Source organism: Thermococcus cleftensis (assembly GCF_000265525.1).
GTDB lineage: Archaea > Methanobacteriota_B > Thermococci > Thermococcales > Thermococcaceae > Thermococcus > Thermococcus cleftensis.
This window is the reverse complement of the sequence record NC_018015.1, coordinates 1,275,144-1,290,783: the sequence shown is the minus strand read 5'-3', so window position 1 is coordinate 1,290,783 and position 15,640 is coordinate 1,275,144. Positions and strand designations below refer to the sequence as shown.

Here is a 15,640-nt window from a genome sequence, read left to right as displayed (position 1 = left end):
AAAGCTCAGTCCTTCGCGAGTTCGATTCCCCGCTCCAGGGCCCTGAAGTTGACCTCCCAGAGCTTTTCCCTCAGGGTGAGCCTTATACCCTCGTAGAGGGACTCCTTCCTGAGCGGTACCAGGCCCTTCCCGTAGGCATAGCCGAGCATCAGGACACCGAGCGTTCTGGGGTTTATCCTATCCGCCTTGCGCTGAAAGTTCATCATGTGAACCGGGCAGATTCTCGCTACCGCTTCCTCGATTTCCTCCAGGGAAGGATAGCGCTCCTTGCCAACGAGGGTCGTTGCGGTATGTATGGGGTAGGCGTTGATGACGGCCACGCTGTTTTTACCCAGAAAGCGGGCGTTCCTTAGTGCCTCGGCCGGCTCGAGGGCCAACATGAGGTTGGCTCTACCTTCTTCGATGAGGGGCGAGTAGACCTCCTCCCCAAAGCGCAGGTAGCTTAGAACGCTCCCGTAGCGCTGGCTCATTCCCAGGGTCTCCCCTATGCGGACGTTGTAGCCCTCGTGCATCGCCGCGTTCCCAACGATGCGCGAAAGGGTTAATCCTCCCTGACCGCCGACTCCGGTGATTATGAGGTTGAACTCCATGAGCACCACCGGATTCAGTTGGAGTGGAGGGATAAAAACCTGTTGCCGAGAAACTTCGGCAGATGAAGGGAGCACCCGAAAATACTGTGAATCACACCGGCAAAACTTGAAAAAAGAAATCACGCCTCCATGCGGAGGCGCTTAACGACGAACTCCCTATCGAGCGAGGCCAGAAAGCTCGCGAGCCTCGGGCCGCGGTCCCTGCCTATGAAGAGGTTGTAGAGTGCTCTGAACCACTCCTTGCTGGGTATCCCACGCTTCTTGGCGGCATCGTAGAGCACGTTGTTGAGTTCATCAACGGTGAACTTCTCGCGGCTCTCAAGCCAGTCCGCGACCTCGAGCATGGCCTCCCGTACCTCCGGCCTGAGTTCGAGCTCCGGAACCTTCCCAAGGAGGCTGAACTTCACGTTCTCCGGAGCGTACTTCTCGACCCAGTTTCTAGCGAGCCTTATGCGAAGCCTTATGCGCTCAACGTCCTCACCGCTCAGCTCCCCAGGAACGTGTCCCTGCTCCTGGAGGACGCGGATTATGCCATTTTCGTCCAGGTGTGGCATCTGGACGAGTGTAACGAGGAACCTGAAGGGGGCCTGAGCAGTCAGCCTCTCCGGAACCCTCGGCATCGAAAGCTCGTAGGTTCTCTTCAGCTCGGCCTCCTCCTCGAGGTTCTTTGCACTCTCCAGACCAAAGTAAATCCTCTCCACCCTGTCAAACTCGTCGTAGAGGTTGAGCAGGCCGAGGCCGAGGTCTATCTTGAGCTCCTTGTTGGGCCTCGCCTTGGCGTAGATGAAGCGGATTATTCCTGGCTCAAGAACCTCGTAGAGGTCGCTGAGGAGTATCACATTACCCTTCGAGCCACTCATCTTGCCCTTCTGCCCCTTGATTCCGACGAACTCGTACATCAGGTCTATGGGTGCAGGCCAGCCAAAGACCTTCTCAACGATCTCCCTGCCAGTGTCGTATGAGCCGCCTGCCGCTAGGTGGTCCTTCCCTGCAGGCTCGAAGTCCACCTTGAAGTGTGCCCAGCGCATCGGCCAGTCCACGCGCCAGCGGAGCTTGACGTTGCCCTCCCTTATGTCGGTCTCGCCCTCGCTCCCGCAGTGGGGACAGCGGTAGGAAACCTTCCACTCGCCGTCCCAGGAGATGAATTCGGCCTCCCTCCTGCACTTCGGGCAGTAGACCATCACCGGCTGCCAGTCTTCCTCCAGAGGGGGTTGCTTGGCCCTCTCGCGGTACTTGTCGAGTATGGCCTTTATCTCATCGCGCTTTTCAAGGGCGAGCTTTATCTCCTCGGCGTACTCGCCAGACTTGTACAGCTCGTAGGCGTGGAGAAAGTCCACCTCTATGCCGAGCCTCCTAACTTCCTCCTCAAAAAGCTCCATAAAGTGCTCGGCGTAGCTGTCATGGCAGCCCCATGGGTCGGGAACCTCGCGAACCGGCTTCGTGAGGTGCTCCTTCCACTCGGGCGGAACGTTCTTCGGCACCTTTCTAAAGCGGTCGTAGTCGTCCCACATGTGAATGTGGCGAACCTTCTTTCCCCTGTCCCTCAAAGCGTGACCCACTATGTAGGCCGTGAAGAACTCGCGGAAGTTTCCTATGTGAACGTAACCGCTCGGCGTGATTCCGCTCTCTACCACGTACTCCTCCTTGTCGCCCCTTTCGCGGATTATCTTTTCGGCCATGTAGTCAGCCCAGTGAACCATTCTCACCACCGCGCTTAGCTCTGACGAGGGCCTTTTAAGCTTAAGCTCGGCAAACTGAACAACCCAAGAACGGAAAATTTTATAAACTAAAAGGGTAAAACTACCTGCGGGAGTAAAGGAGGGCTGTCCATGGAAGTTGAACTGAGGAGGGCACAGGTTTTCTTCCCTGCTTCTCTGGAAATCCAGGAAGAGCTCCTCAAGGCGGGCTTTAAGGTGCCCTACGACCGGGAGAGCGGGAAGAAAACACCCATCCCGGTGGTCGTCAGCTCGCGGGAGGAACGGCGGGTTCGCAGGGGCCGCCTTCTAAAGGCGAGGGACTTTGAAGGTGATGGCAAGTTTACAGTGGTTCCGGGTGAGAGGTCTTCCCTGGAGCTTGAGCTCACGGAAAGGGGTTTTCTGGTGCTCAGGCCCAGGCCCAAGGAATATCACCTTGAGGAGCTCGGCTTCGTCTCGGTTCCTCCACGTGTTTGGGGGACGTGGGCGAGCTTTTCGCTGCCATTTTCGGCGTACGATGGGCTGGTGGAGTTCCTCGGCGATTTCAGAGACGGGGGTGGAAACGGATTCTACACGGCCTCCCGGGGCTCGGGAGGAAGGATAGAGGTCTACACCTACAAGGGGAGGAGGGGAAAAGACCTCGGAATCCCCGTATTTGGATACTCCCTTGGGCTTCACGGGCTGACGCTTGCGGAGGAGTATTTCAGGGAGAAGGCCAAAGAGAACGGCGTCCCTGAGGAACGGCTCGGCTATCTGAAGCTCGGCCTGAAGAAGAGGAGGGAGACAAGGGCGGGACTGAAAGTCGGCATCGTCTGGGAGAACGGAAGGCCAGTCGAGATAACGCTCAAGCTCTCGACGACGGAACCGAGGGTTAAAATTCAGGGACTTTATGGCGAACTTGTTGGCAAATCCAGGGGAGAACTGACAAGAACCGAGGAGTGGCACATCGTCGTCCATGCGAGTGATTTCATCACCGCGCTGGAGACCGTTGGGAAGGCCTTCGGGAGCAACCCATATTAACCCCAACCCCCTCTCATTTTTGGTGGAAAGCATGCTCCCCGGCTGGGTAATCTACGCGGCCATCGCCGCGACGTTCATACTCCTTGCGATAGGCATCACAAAGAAGCTCGGGCCGGAATGGGTGTGGGTGAACAGGAAGATAATCCACTTCAGCATCGTTCCCGCTGTTCTGATGTTCTACTACGGGAAAATACCCGCGGAGGTTTTCAGCGCGGCGGCGTTCATCTTCGGGGTCTTTCAGCTCTGGCCCCATATCAAAAAGAGAGAGTTCTCGTGGTACCAGATAGAGCACAACTACGGCGAGGTGTTCTTCGCGTTTTCGGCCTCGGCTATACCCCTGATCCTGCCGAGAAGCTATGCGACTGCCCTCTTGCTTGCCATGGCGATAAGCGACGGCGTCACCGGGATAATCAGGCACTTCTACTTCAAACGCAACGGCTTCAACGTCAAGCTCAAGAAGCACTGGACCGGCAGCCTCGGCTATCTCGTGACCGCGGCGATGATAGCGTTCATCTTCCTCAACGCGAGTGCAATGGGAAAAATAGGCTGGGCGGCCCTTCTGATGCTCGCGGAATACCAGCCCTGGCTCGACGACAACCTGGCGGTTCCGCTGGTCGGAAGCCTGTTGTTCCTCCTCTACTGAGCCCATCTTACCTTGAGGCTGTCCTTCTTCACTTTCTTGAACTCTTCCATGAGGGCCTTTCCGGTTTTTTCCATGAAGCCCTCCACGTCAATTATACCTAGCTCCTTCAGGCCGATGGCATCTACGCCCTTAGGAATACCCTTCGCCTCGACGTTTATCCCGATGTGGATTTTGACGCTGACGGGAGAAACCGTGGCTATAGAGATGCTGAGCTTTTTACCGTTGACGTAGATGTCATCGCCCTTTCTGTGGGTTTTCACGCCATATTCAGCCAGGACCTCGCAGAGCCTCGCTATGAAGAGCTTCTGAAGGGTTGAGGCGAAGAGGGTGTTCACCAAATCGAAGACCTCGATTATGTAGTGCACCATGTCGTCGCTCCTGATTTCCTTGCTCTGGCGGAGGTCCTCGATGTCAATCATCTCCTCGACCTTGACGTCGCACTTTCCACGGAAGACGACGAGTGAGTTGCCAAGGAGTCCAAAGTTCCTGTAGGCCCAGTGGCTTTGAATGGCCGAACCGTCGTAGTCTATACGCCTGCCCTTTACAATAAGTAGTTCCATAGCAATCACCCCAGCTTTTCAAGCAGTTGCATTAGCTCCTCAAAACTCTTTACGTCCACCCACATGTGAATGAAATCAACCCCTGGAACGGCCATCTTGACGTCATCGATGTGTATATCCCTGTCGTCCACGTAGATGACTCCCCCAACATCGTATCCCGAAAGCTCCAGCTCTCGGAGCGTTCTCGTTATCATATCCGCCTTGTCCGGGTGGTTCTCTATCTTTGGAAACCTGAAGTAGTCCCAAAGGCCAAAGCCTTCGAGGATTGGTCTAACCTTCTCTTCAACGTTCCAGCTCGCTATGCTCAGAACGAACCTCTCACCCGACCATTCGAGGAACTCCCTGACCCCTGGAAAGAGATGGAGTTCCTCGCCTGTAGAATCAACCAGATAATCGCCGTGGAACTCGTAGGATGGACTGAGTCGGGAGGCGTCGGGGTGATCCCACAGGGTGCCGTCCAGATCGAGAACGAGCAGTATCATCATACCACCAAGAAAAGCTCCGCTGGAGGATTTTAACAGTTGCGGAGAAGCATCATAACTGGGGGTTCAACATAGCAATGCAATCAACCAGAAGGGAAACGAGATTTAAGGGCTTGAGGACCGTGCACAGGCCGATTGACCTATCAAATGCCCAGCCCCCCTTTCAGGGGCAGAAACCTCGGGCTGTTGGGAGCGGCAGGCTGAACGGGTCGGTTTCCCTTCCCGCTTACACCCCCGCCCCATCAAACGGGTCTTCTTCCCGAGCCCTCGTCCCAGGCAAAGGACCGGTCGCCCGACCCCCTGCGCCTGGGAGTGGCCGCCTATTTTCGGGGACCGCTTCGGCCTTAGATGCTTTCAGGCCTTATCGGACGCGGCGTAGCTGCCCGGCTATGCCCTGTAGGACAACCGGTAGACCAGAGGCCGCGGCTCCCTGTTCCTCTCGTACTGGGGGAGCCTTCCCCTCAGGCGGCCAACACCTCCGGTAGATAGCATCCGACCTGTCTCACGACGGTCTAAACCCAGCTCACGTTCCCCTTTAATGGGTGAACACCCCCACCCTTGGCCCCTGCTGCAGGGCCAGGATGGGAAGAGCCGACAGCGAGGTAGCAAGCCTCGGGGTCGATATGGGCTCTCGCCCGAGACGACTCTGTTATCCCCAGGGTAGCTTTTCTGTCATCCCTGGCCCCCACCGGGGAGGCACAGGGGTTCGCTAGGCCACGCTTTCGCGGCTGGACCCGCCTCTGTTACGGGTCCAGTCAGGCCGGCTTTTGCCCTTGCACTCTACGGCGGATTCCTGACCCGCCTGAGCCGACCTTAGGGCACCCTCGATACCTTTTCGAGGGTGTGCCGCCCCAGCCAAACTGCCCACCTACCGCTGTCCCCCCATCGGGGGTTAGCCATACGGCAGAGGGTGGGCGGTGTCTCATGGACGGCTCCACCCGCCCCGGAGGACGGGCTTCGACGCCTCCCGCCTACGCTGCGCACCCCCCGCCGTATGGCAACGGCAGGCTGCAGTAAAGCTCCATGGGGTCTTCGCTTCCCACCGGAGGTCCCAGGCATATGCGCCTGGCAGTGGTTTCGCCGGGCCCCAGCCGGGGACAGTGGGGGCCTCGTTACGCCATTCATGCAGGTCGGCATTTAACCGACAAGGAATTTCGCTACCTTAAGAGGGTTATAGTTACCCCCGCCGTTTACCGGTGCTTCACCCGGTTGTACCCGGGCTTCACATACCGGCACTGGGCAGGCGTCGGCCCCAGTACAAACCCTTTCGGGCTAGCTGGGACCTGTGTTTTTACTAAACAGTCGGGCCCCCCTAGTCACTGCGACCTGCGGGTTACGCACCCGCAGGCACCCCTTCTCCCGAAGTTACGGGGCCAATTTGCCGAGTTCCCTCGGCTGGGTTTCCCCCGACACGCCTTAGGCTTCTCACCCAGGGGCACCAGTGTCGGTTCTCGGTACGGTCGCGGTGGATCGTTCCCAGAGGGCTTTTCACGGGCCCCAGGGATCGGCGGAACCCCCCTTACGGGAGGCCATTCGCGCTTTCACCCGGTTCTCGCCATTACGGCACTCCCCGGGCTTATACGCTTAGCCGGCCTTGTGGACCGGTCCGCCTACCCCGAGGCGTCACCCTCTGGGCTTGCGTTGCCGCACCTACCACCGCGGTACGGGAATATAAACCCGTTTCCCTTTCGCCAGCGCCGAGTTACGGGCTGGCTTAGGACCGACTAACCCACGGCTGACGAACATTGCCGTGGAACCCTGGCCCCTACGGCGGCCGGGATTCTCACCCGGCTATGCTGCTACTCCCGGCAGGATCCACAATACCGACGGGTCCACCGGACCTTACGGCCCGGCTTCCACCCCACCGGCACGCCCGCCTACCCGATCACGGACCAATCGGTCCGTGCGCCGGGGTCTCGGCAGCCGGCTTAAGCCCCGTCCATTTTCGGGGCCCCTGACCTCGACGGGTGAGCTGTTACGCACTCTTTAAAGGATGGCTGCTTCTAAGCCTACCTCCCCGCTGTCTAAGGCCAGGGACACCCTTTGGAGTAACACTTAGCCGGCATTTAGGGGCCTTAACCCCGGTCTGGGTTGTTCCCCTCTCGGGTGACGGCTTACACCGCCCCCCTACTCCGGCCTTCTACGGCGGCGGTGGGTTCGGAGTTTGACAGGGAGCCGGGGGATTTCTCCCCCTAAACCCCCAATCAGTGCTCTACCCCACCGCCTACCTCCAGCCGGGCTATCCTGAGGGATAATTCGGCGGGAACCAGCTATCGCCGGCCTCGATTGGCCTTTCACCCCTAGCCCGGGGTCACGGGAGCGAATTGCACGTCAGCATCCCTAGCGGGCCTCCATCCCTCTGTTGAGGGACTTCACCCTGCCCCGGGCTAGATCGACCGGCTTCGGGTCTCACCCGAGCGACTCCGGGCGCTTTCACACCCCGTCCCTCGCCCTTACGGGCTGCGGACCTGTCGGTTTCCCTTCGGCTTCGGGGTTGAACCCCTTAACCTCGCCGCTCGGGTGAACTCCCTGCCCCGTGATCCAAGACGGACGGTGCGACCCCGGTCGCCTCCCCTCGTACTCCACGGTCGCCCGTGTTTCCTTCGGGGAGGGTCAGCCCTTTCGAGCCGCACCCACCTATCGCCGCCTGGTTTCAGGCTCTTTTCACCCCCTGCCAGGGGTGCTTTTCAGCTTTCCCTCACGGTACTAGTTCGCTATCGGTCTCGGGACGTATTTAGGGTTGGGAGCCGATGCCTCCCAGCTTCCCGCCGGATATCCGACCGACGGTACTCAGGGACACCCCAAGACCCTGCGGGCTTGCGCCTACGGGGCTTTCACCCTCTACGGCGCCGCGTTCCAGCGGACTTCGGCTTCACCCGCGAGGGTCTTTCGGGGGCCCTACAACACCACATCCCCCGAACCTTTCGGCCCGGGGTTCAGTTTGCCCTGTGCCGCTTTCGGTCGCCCCTACTCACGGCATCGCTTTTGCTTTCTTTTCCTGCGGGTACTAAGATGTTTCAATTCCCCGCGTTCCCCCTCCCGACTGGGAGTGCGGCAAGAGCCGCGGGAGGTCCCATTCGGGAATCCCCGGTTCGACGGCTGCCTGCGCCTCGCCGGGGCTTATCGCAGCTTGCCACGCCCTTCGTCGGCGCCCCGAGCCGAGCCATCCACCAGGCGGCTTAGGTTTTCTGCCCCCTACTCAGGGGGCTGGGCATTTTTTGGGTCAATCGGCCTGTGCACGGTCCTCATCGTGACCCCTGTTCGGGGTCTCGGACCCTTCCACCCCGAGCCGTGCTCGGGATGTGCACCTCTTCGTGGTGGACCGGCCGGGATTCGAACCCGGGGCCTTCGGCTTGCAAAGCCGACGCTCTCCCAGGCTGAGCTACCGGCCCACGATGGCAGGCCCGGCACCTCTTAGACCCCCCGGACGGACTTTCCGGCGATAGGAGGTGATCGAGCCGTAGGTTCCCCTACGGCTACCTTGTTACGACTTCTCCCCCCTCACGGAGCCCAGGCTCGACCCGGCCTCCCCGAAGGGAGACCAGGCCTCACCCAGACCCCGCTCGGGTGGAGTGACGGGCGGTGTGTGCAAGGAGCAGGGACGTATTCGCCGCGCGATGATGACACGCGGGTACTAGGGATTCCAGCTTCACGCGGGCGAGTTGCAGCCCGCGATCCGAACTGGGGGCGGGTTTAGGGGATTCCCTTCCCCTTTCGGGGTCGGATCCCATTGTCCCGCCCATTGTAGCGCGCGTGTAGCCCGGGGGTTTCGGGGCATACTGACCTACCGTCGCCCGCTCCTTCCTCCGGCTTATCGCCGGCGGTCCCCCCAGAGTGCCTCCTCCCCAGCGGGGAGGACTGGCAACTGGGGGCGCGGGTCTCGCTCGTTACCACACTTAAGTGGACGCCTCACGGTACGAGCTGACGGCGGCCATGCACCTCCTCTCGGCGTGTCCGGCAAGACCTTCAGCCTGGCCTTCATCCTGCCGTCGCCCCCGGTGAGGTTCCCGGCGTTGAATCCAATTAAACCGCACGCTCCACCCCTTGTAGTGCTCCCCCGCCAATTCCTTTAAGTTTCAGCCTTGCGGCCGTACTCCCCAGGCGGCGGGCTTAACGGCTTCCCTTCGGCACCGGGCGAGCTCGAAGCTCGCCCGACACCTAGCCCGCATCCTTTACAGCCAGGACTACCCGGGTATCTAATCCGGTTCGCTCCCCTGGCCTTCGTCCCTCACCGTCGGACCCGTTCCAGCCGGGCGCCTTCGCCACTGGCGGTCCTCCTGGGATTATAGGATTTCACCCCTACCCCAGGAGTACCCCCGGCCTCTCCCGGTCCCAAGGCCCGCAGTATCCCCAGCAAGCCCCACGGTTGAGCCGTGGGATTTCGCCAGGGACTTACGGGCCCGGCTACGGACGCTTTAGGCCCAATAATAGCGGCCACCACTCGGGCCGCCGGTATTACCGCGGCGGCTGCCACCGGCCTTGCCCAGCCCTTATTCCCGGAGCTCTTTACACTCCGGAAAAGCCGTGGCGATGCCACGGCACTGGGGGTCCCCCCGTCGCGGTTTCCCGCATTGCGGAGGTTTCGCGCCTGCTGCGCCCCGTAGGGCCTGGACCCGTGTCTCAGTGTCCATCTCCGGGCTCCCACTCTCATGGCCCGTACCGATCTTCGGCTTGGTGGGCCGTTACCCCACCAACTACCTAATCGGCCGCCGGCCCATCCTCGGGCGGCTTACGCCCTTTCGGCCTGAGGACCTTCCAGTACCTCAGGCCTATGGGGGATTAGCCCCAGTTTCCCGGGGTTATCCCCCTCCCGAGGGTAGGTTACCGACGTGTTACTGAGCCGTCCGCCGGTGCGCGCAGAGCGCGCCCCATGACTCGCATGGCTTAGTCGGACCCCCATAGCAGTGGCCTCCGGCAGGATCAACCGGAATTGAGCAAGGAGTACGGCCGGTGGGACTTCCCTCAAAGGGGAAGTACCTATGTCCGTCCGGGGTTTGGTCGAGGTGCCGGGCCTGCCTTACCCCCGAGGGGTCCGCCTTTCGGCGTTTCCTCGGGAGCGCACATTGCTGTGACCCGGGCTGGAGGGCGGGGTTCATTGTGGGTGCTTTGCACCCTGTCCCCCCGACGCCGCCGTCTTGGCGCCCGGGTTTTGTCGCGCCCTGTTCGGGCGCTCCACCCAATAGGGCGGAACCCCACCGATACAAAATTTTTGCAAAACCCTTAAGCGGCCCTATTTTTAAAAAAGAGACAGTCAAAATTCTCCGACAAAATGCACAAATTTAGACATAAAAACGGCAAAAATTTTTGTACCTCCACCGTGGAAAATGAGGGAAAATCACAGGGCCAACACATCGGGCACTATGCTTATCCTCGAAACGGGGGTTGGTATGGTGTTGGTGACAGCCAGCTCGTCCACAGCCCTGCTCACCCTCTCTATGGCTCCCTCCGCAAAGACCCCGTGGGTGGCGGCAACGAAAACCTTCTCCGCGCCCATCTCTCTGAGCAGGTTCGCCGCTTTAATCATCGTCCCACCGGTGCTTATGATGTCGTCCACTATAAGCACGTTCCTCCCTTTAACGTCCACATCAACAGGCCTCATCTGAACCTCTGTGGGCGAAATCCTCCTCTTTTCAAAGTGGCTGTACTCGAGGCCGAGCTTTTCCGCAACCGCCGCCGCTCTCTCCAGCGCGCCCCTGTCTGGGGCAAGGACTATTCCCTCACCCAACCTTTCCGCGAAGTACTCCGCTATTGCCCTCGCCGGTGAGAGGTTCACGGCTTTTCCAGGGAAGAACTTCAGCGTTTCTGGGTTGTGAAGGTCAAAGACGTAGAGCTCGTCGTAGTATAACCCGAGAGCCCTCATCACCGCCCTAACGCTTACCGGCTCGCCCTCCTTTGTAACCCTGTCCTGCCTGCTGTAGGCAAAGTATGGAACGACGGCTCTAAGCCTCTCCACCCCCCGCTCCCGGAGGGCATCGGCTATGAGAAGGAGCTCGATTATCTTCTCGTCCTGGGGCGCGAAGGTGGACTGGACGACGGTAGCCTCTTCACCGGAGCCGAGAACGCGAACGTACTTCTCGCCGTCCGGAAACTTCCTTATCTCGACCTCAATCAGCTCGCCTCCAAGGGCCCTTATCTCGTCCTCAAGATGCCTGGCACCGCTTCCAACCACTATCATGAGCACCACCTCTTTGTCATGGGAATGTCTAATCCTTGCCTTAAAAACCCACCGTCATACCAGAAGAACGGCAATTATTCCGGCGAGGAAGATTCCATCGAAGGTTCCGGCCCCTCCTATGCTGACCATCGGCGCGCCAAGCCTCTTTATTCGGTTCCAGTTCATGAGGTCGGCCCCTATGAGAACCCCAAGGGTTCCGCTTATGTAGGCTATCGCGTTCGGGTTGCTCCCTCCCAGGAGCCAGCCGAGTGCTATAGCTATGATGGGCGGAAGGAAGAACGGCATGGCTATGCCGAGACCCCTTACCGGCCGAGCAACGGCGTGGCTGAAGAGGGCCGCTATGAGAACTGCAAGAAGGGCATTGAAAAGCAGTCCCCAGTTGCCTTGATAGATCATTCTTAGGATCTCGTACAAGGCCACGCTAACGGGAACGATGGCCCCACCGACGTTCACTGCTATGATCACCTTCCTCTCCTCCCAGTCGAAGACGGGGACCGGATAGGGTATGCCAAAGAACCTCACCTCCCTCACTTTCAGAACGGGCTCGTAGGAGGTCTCCTCGGCCACGGGTATGTTGATAAAGCTCCCAAAAAGGGCCAGCAAGAAGAGAGAGTAAGCAACCTCAGGCGGAATTCCGAGTTTCTCAAACGCCGCCATGACCGCCCCGGAGAAAAAAACGAATGCAATGATGAAGATGAGTCCCATTATTATGAGCACCGGGAGCGAAACCGGAGGAACTATCAGGCGGCGGTTGCCCATCATCACAGCCTCCCGCCCTTTGAGGGCCTGGATTTCCGCTCTCACAATTTGAAGGGGAAGGAGGATATATAAAGCCTGCGCCGGGCAAGGGCGTCCCCCGAGTTCCTCAGGAAAAACTTTAAGTCCACCTCGCCGAAACCTCCAGAGGTGGTAGAGCAGATGAAGATTATCTGGTACGGACACGCGTGCTTTTGGGTCGAGACCAACGGCGTGAGACTGCTGATCGACCCTTACCCAGAGGTTGATGACGACAGGATAGGCGAGGTGGACTACATACTGATAACCCACGAACATACCGACCACTACGGCAAAGTAGAACTCCTCTCAAGGCTCCGTGGTGCCACGGTGATAGGGCCGAAGCCGGTTTACATGATGGCCATCAGCGATGGAGTGACCAGGGTCAGAGAGATAAGGGACGGGGAAACCATCGAGCTCGAGAACGGGGTCAGAGTTACCGCCATCTACATGGAGCACCCCTCTAGCCAGTATCCGCTGGGCTATCTGATAGAGGGCGACAAGAGGCTCTTCCACACCGGCGATACATACTCAACCCCCACCCTTCAGAGGCTCAGGGGGAAGGTCGATGTCCTCCTCGTACCCATAAGCGGCCGCTCAACCGCCAACGAGCGCGAAGCGGCCCAGATAGTGGAGGACATCAGGCCCAGGATAGTTATCCCAATGCACTACGGGGTCTATGGAACGGGAAGTCCCGACAAGCTCCGCGAGGAACTCCAGAAAAGGCGTATCTGGGCCCTCGTCAAGCCCCTGGAGCACTACGAGGAGTTCACCGTCTAGCGGTGGAACCGATGCTCTCAACCGGGGTAAAATCACTGGACGAGCTCCTGGGCGGGGGCATCGCTCCCGGGGTTCTCACCCAGATTTACGGAGACTTCGCCACGGGGAAGACGACTCTGGCCCTCCAGATAGGCCTCCTGAGCGGGGGAAAGGTCGCGTACGTGGACACGGAAGGGGGTTTCTCCCCCGAGAGGTTGAGCCAGATGGCTAAAGCTAGGGGGTTCGAGCCGGAGGAGGCCCTTCAGCGCTTCATTCTCTTCACGCCCCTCGACTTCAAGGAGCAGCGCAGGACGATAGGGAGCCTGAAGAAGGTCGTGGATAGAAACTTCTCCCTCGTGGTTGTAGACTCAATAACCGCACACTACAGAGTGGAGGAAAGCAGGAAAGGCCTGAGCTCAGAACTCGGGAAGCAACTCCAGGTTCTCCTCTGGATAGCAAGGAAGAACGACGTCCCCGTCATCGTCATCAACCAGGTCCACTTCGACAGCAGGAGAGGGCAGATGAAGCCCGTGGCCGAGCACACCCTCAACTACAGGACGAAGGATATTCTGAGGCTCGACAAACTACCAAAGCCTGGCTTAAGGCTTGCCATACTCGAAAGGCACCGTCTCCGGCCGGAAGGTGGAATGGTCTACTTCAGGATTACCGAGAAGGGAATAGAGGACGTCGGGGACTGAGGGATATTACTCAACCGGTATTACGATTTGGCAATATTTGGAGAGTTTGAAAAAAGAAACGGCTCAAATCCGCTCGTAAACCTCCTGGACTATTCTCAGCACCGCCCGGTAGAGCTTCTCGCTTATTACGCCCTCCTCGTAGTGTTCAGCTAACTTCTCCTTGTCGATTATCTCCTTCTTGCCGTCGGGCCACCTGACTATGTCCACCTCGAGGTCCACGTAACGGGCCCTGTCCGGGTATATCTCGACCGGCGTGTTGATGTTGTAGTACTCGCCCTTCAGGTTGCCGTCGCGGTCGTAGTAGCGGTGCACGAACCACCACTTTCCAGCCTCTATCTCGGTTATCACGTAGTCGCCGAACTCTATGGGCAGGTCGAGGCCGTCGTAGAACTTGCCGGGCTTGAGGTGCCTCTTTACCGTGACCTTGAGCGGCTCCATTGACACCTCCTGAACCTCACCGGGGCCTATCTTTATCCTCTGACCGTCCGGCTTGTAATGCTCCAGGCTGAAGAGCCAGCCCCTCCTCGGTCCCTTGTTCTCAACTAGGGCCTCCCAGAGCCCCTGCTTAACCTTCTCCCTCTGTCCAGGAACCCTGGAAAGTATCCCCTCCGCTATCTCGACGGCAAAGCCGAGCTCCAAATCGTACGCCTTGAGCTGGTGATGGCCATCAACGGTCGGAACGACCCTGTTCCGTATCTCGTCGAGCTTCTTCTTCGCCCCGCCGCCGAACTCGACCTCGTAGATGTTTCTTCCCTCAATGATGAGCGCGGGGGCGTCGTGGGAGTCTGCCTTCTTGAGGCTGTCGGCCAGCTTGGAGAGCTTTATTATCTCGTCTCTGAGGAGGTTCCAGTCCTTGTAGGCGGCGGCGGTTCTCCAGAGTATCCCCCACTCACCCAGATCGACGCTCAGGCCGAGAATGCGGAGCCTCTCGCGCTCGCTCTGCTCCCTTATCTTGCGGGATATCTTGACATGTCTCTGAGCACCAACGGGCTTGGGAATCAGCACGGCGTAGTCACCGGGAATTGTGAGCGTGACGCTCAGCTGGGGGAGAACGTTGTGCTTCTTGACCTGGACGAGGAGTTCATCACCTTCCCTCGCACGGGGAATGTCCTTAACGGGAATCGTACCTATCGCGCTCCCTATGTCCACGTAAACGTACCTTTCATCTCTCTGGACGACTATGCCCTTGTATATGCCGTAGAGCTGGTAGGGGAGCTTTCTGAAGAAGACGTCTATGAACTCCTCCTCGAGAACCTCCTTGACGGCATCGACCTTCGTGCCAACGAGCACGACCCCGTGGTGATCCTTCTTGTCGTAAACATCGACGTCGAACTCGTCGTAGGTCTTCTCAAGCCCAAGCCTCTCAACGATCTTGTTGCTCGGCTGGGAAATTCCGAAGCCCCTGTCGAGGAACAGCTTGGTGAGGGCAGTGCTGTATATGCCCCTAACCCGAACTGTAACTCCTGTGTCTGTAGACACCTTCACCACCCCTCATCTTCTTTTCCACCACTCCTATGAGCGCCAGACCCTCCAGTATCTCGCCGGCGTTCTCGACGCCGCTCAACTTCTCCACGTTTCTCGCCTCGACCCAGAGCAGGCCCCTGGAGTGCCAGTCCCTCAGGGCCTCCTCGACCTTGTGCACGTCCCCTGGGTGAAGGTAAAGCCTGAGGAGGAACCGCTTGAGAGTATCGAGTTCGGCCTCAAGCGTCTTGATTTTTCTAAGCTCTTCCATTATACCAGCAGGTACCTTTTTCTCCTTTTCGCCTTCCGCCAGAAGAGCCATTCCCTCGACCTCACCCATCAGCTCACCGAGGGCCTTTCTGACCGCGTAGTCGTAGACTCTATGGAACTGGACGAGACGCTCCATGGTGGTCTCAAGCTTCATGCGGGCGTCGTAGTCGTCCCTGGACAGAAGGGAGAGCAGTTCCTCAAGCCTGAACTTCATTTGGTGCTCGTTCCGGTAAAGCTCCTTGGCCTGGGCCTCAGCGTGGCTTCCAATTCCGCTCATCTCTCGGTAGAGGGAGGAGGATACCTCGAGCTTCTCCCTTGATACGGCGTGAAGGGCCTTGATGGTTTCCAGAAGGGACTCTCTGTCTTTCTCACTGTAGAGCGCCGGAAATCTGGCCTCAAAAGCGGAGTGGAGAGACTCCAGGCGGGAAAGCTGGGCCTTAATTTCCTCTATGTTCATGGAAAACCCCCTGCTCTTAACTTGCCCCTCCACGTACTTGTAGTTTTCGATTAGAAC

12 protein-coding genes, 1 tRNA gene and 2 rRNA genes are annotated in these 15,640 nt (G+C 58.9%); 4 read left to right on the top strand and 11 right to left on the bottom strand.

What is annotated here, in order from left to right; translation table 11 throughout:
• Window positions 1-5: 5 nt before the first annotated feature.
• Both CL1_RS06895 and lysS read right to left on the bottom strand, forming a co-directional pair.
• A complete protein-coding gene (locus CL1_RS06895; protein WP_014789162.1) occupies window positions 6-590 on the bottom strand; it encodes an indolepyruvate oxidoreductase subunit beta in 585 nt (194 codons plus the stop codon).
• Between the two features lie 119 nt (window positions 591-709).
• On the bottom strand, window positions 710-2,290 hold the full coding sequence (lysS, locus tag CL1_RS06890; protein WP_014789161.1) for a lysine--tRNA ligase: 1,581 nt from the start codon (window positions 2,288-2,290) through the stop codon (window positions 710-712).
• Window positions 2,291-2,419: 129 nt separating this feature from the next.
• On the opposite strand from lysS, the gene CL1_RS06885 reads away from it, so the two are divergent.
• Together CL1_RS06885 and CL1_RS06880 are read left to right on the top strand one after the other, a co-directional pair.
• On the top strand, window positions 2,420-3,304 hold the full coding sequence (locus CL1_RS06885) for a hypothetical protein (RefSeq protein WP_014789160.1): 885 nt from the start codon (window positions 2,420-2,422) through the stop codon (window positions 3,302-3,304).
• A 31-nt stretch (window positions 3,305-3,335) separates the two neighbouring features.
• Window positions 3,336-3,947 (top strand): diacylglycerol/polyprenol kinase family protein, encoded by a 612-nt coding sequence (locus CL1_RS06880; protein WP_014789159.1) that lies wholly within the window; start codon window positions 3,336-3,338, stop codon window positions 3,945-3,947.
• Here the strand turns inward: CL1_RS06880 and CL1_RS06875 are convergent.
• The 7 genes from CL1_RS06875 to CL1_RS06845 all read right to left on the bottom strand — a co-directional run bounded on the left by CL1_RS06875 (window position 3,941) and on the right by CL1_RS06845 (window position 11,923).
• A complete protein-coding gene (locus CL1_RS06875; protein ID WP_014789158.1) occupies window positions 3,941-4,507 on the bottom strand; it encodes a DUF366 family protein in 567 nt (188 codons plus the stop codon). The genes CL1_RS06880 and CL1_RS06875 overlap by 7 nt on opposite strands.
• 5 nt (window positions 4,508-4,512) lie before the next feature.
• Window positions 4,513-4,989, bottom strand: a complete 477-nt coding sequence (locus tag CL1_RS06870) for a magnesium-dependent phosphatase-1 (RefSeq protein ID WP_014789157.1) — start codon at window positions 4,987-4,989, stop codon at window positions 4,513-4,515.
• Window positions 4,990-5,155: 166 nt separating this feature from the next.
• Window positions 5,156-8,184 (bottom strand): 23S ribosomal RNA (locus CL1_RS06865).
• Window positions 8,185-8,304: 120 nt separating this feature from the next.
• Window positions 8,305-8,381 (bottom strand) — tRNA-Ala (locus tag CL1_RS06860).
• A 52-nt stretch (window positions 8,382-8,433) separates the two neighbouring features.
• Window positions 8,434-9,920 (bottom strand): 16S ribosomal RNA (locus tag CL1_RS06855).
• The 16S and 23S rRNA genes sit together here with 1 tRNA gene alongside, the layout of an rRNA operon.
• Before the next feature lie 404 nt (window positions 9,921-10,324).
• Window positions 10,325-11,164, bottom strand: a complete 840-nt coding sequence (locus tag CL1_RS06850) for a ribose-phosphate diphosphokinase (protein WP_014789156.1) — start codon at window positions 11,162-11,164, stop codon at window positions 10,325-10,327.
• Window positions 11,165-11,218: 54 nt separating this feature from the next.
• Window positions 11,219-11,923: a DUF1614 domain-containing protein gene (locus CL1_RS06845; protein ID WP_048152407.1), complete on the bottom strand. Its 705-nt coding sequence runs from the start codon at window positions 11,921-11,923 to the stop codon at window positions 11,219-11,221.
• Window positions 11,924-12,082: 159 nt separating this feature from the next.
• Here CL1_RS06845 and CL1_RS06840 point away from each other — a divergent pair, with 159 nt between their 5' ends.
• Both CL1_RS06840 and radB read left to right on the top strand, forming a co-directional pair.
• Window positions 12,083-12,718 (top strand): MBL fold metallo-hydrolase, encoded by a 636-nt coding sequence (locus tag CL1_RS06840; protein WP_014789153.1) that lies wholly within the window; start codon window positions 12,083-12,085, stop codon window positions 12,716-12,718.
• Window positions 12,719-12,729: 11 nt separating this feature from the next.
• On the top strand, window positions 12,730-13,395 hold the full coding sequence (radB, locus tag CL1_RS06835) for a DNA repair and recombination protein RadB (protein WP_014789152.1): 666 nt from the start codon (window positions 12,730-12,732) through the stop codon (window positions 13,393-13,395).
• Window positions 13,396-13,458: 63 nt separating this feature from the next.
• Here the strand turns inward: radB and CL1_RS06830 are convergent, their stop codons facing one another.
• A complete protein-coding gene (locus tag CL1_RS06830) occupies window positions 13,459-14,874 on the bottom strand; it encodes a DUF402 domain-containing protein (protein WP_014789151.1) in 1,416 nt (471 codons plus the stop codon).
• Window positions 14,840-15,583, bottom strand: a complete 744-nt coding sequence (locus CL1_RS06825) for a hypothetical protein (RefSeq protein ID WP_014789150.1) — start codon at window positions 15,581-15,583, stop codon at window positions 14,840-14,842. Before CL1_RS06825 ends, CL1_RS06830 begins: the two co-directional genes overlap by 35 nt.
• Window positions 15,584-15,640 lie beyond the last annotated feature (57 nt).

Coding starts and splice junctions, on each gene's coding strand:
- CL1_RS06895 (WP_014789162.1), bottom strand. CDS start 590: ATGGAGTTCAACCTCATAATCACCGGAGTCGGCGGTCAGGGAGGATTA.
- lysS (WP_014789161.1), bottom strand. CDS start 2,290: ATGGTTCACTGGGCTGACTACATGGCCGAAAAGATAATCCGCGAAAGG.
- CL1_RS06885 (WP_014789160.1), top strand. CDS start 2,420: ATGGAAGTTGAACTGAGGAGGGCACAGGTTTTCTTCCCTGCTTCTCTG.
- CL1_RS06880 (WP_014789159.1), top strand. CDS start 3,336: ATGCTCCCCGGCTGGGTAATCTACGCGGCCATCGCCGCGACGTTCATA.
- CL1_RS06875 (WP_014789158.1), bottom strand. CDS start 4,507: ATGGAACTACTTATTGTAAAGGGCAGGCGTATAGACTACGACGGTTCG.
- CL1_RS06870 (WP_014789157.1), bottom strand. CDS start 4,989: ATGATACTGCTCGTTCTCGATCTGGACGGCACCCTGTGGGATCACCCC.
- CL1_RS06850 (WP_014789156.1), bottom strand. CDS start 11,164: ATGATAGTGGTTGGAAGCGGTGCCAGGCATCTTGAGGACGAGATAAGG.
- CL1_RS06845 (WP_048152407.1), bottom strand. CDS start 11,923: ATGGGCAACCGCCGCCTGATAGTTCCTCCGGTTTCGCTCCCGGTGCTC.
- CL1_RS06840 (WP_014789153.1), top strand. CDS start 12,083: ATGAAGATTATCTGGTACGGACACGCGTGCTTTTGGGTCGAGACCAAC.
- radB (WP_014789152.1), top strand. CDS start 12,730: ATGCTCTCAACCGGGGTAAAATCACTGGACGAGCTCCTGGGCGGGGGC.
- CL1_RS06825 (WP_014789150.1), bottom strand. CDS start 15,583: ATGAACATAGAGGAAATTAAGGCCCAGCTTTCCCGCCTGGAGTCTCTC.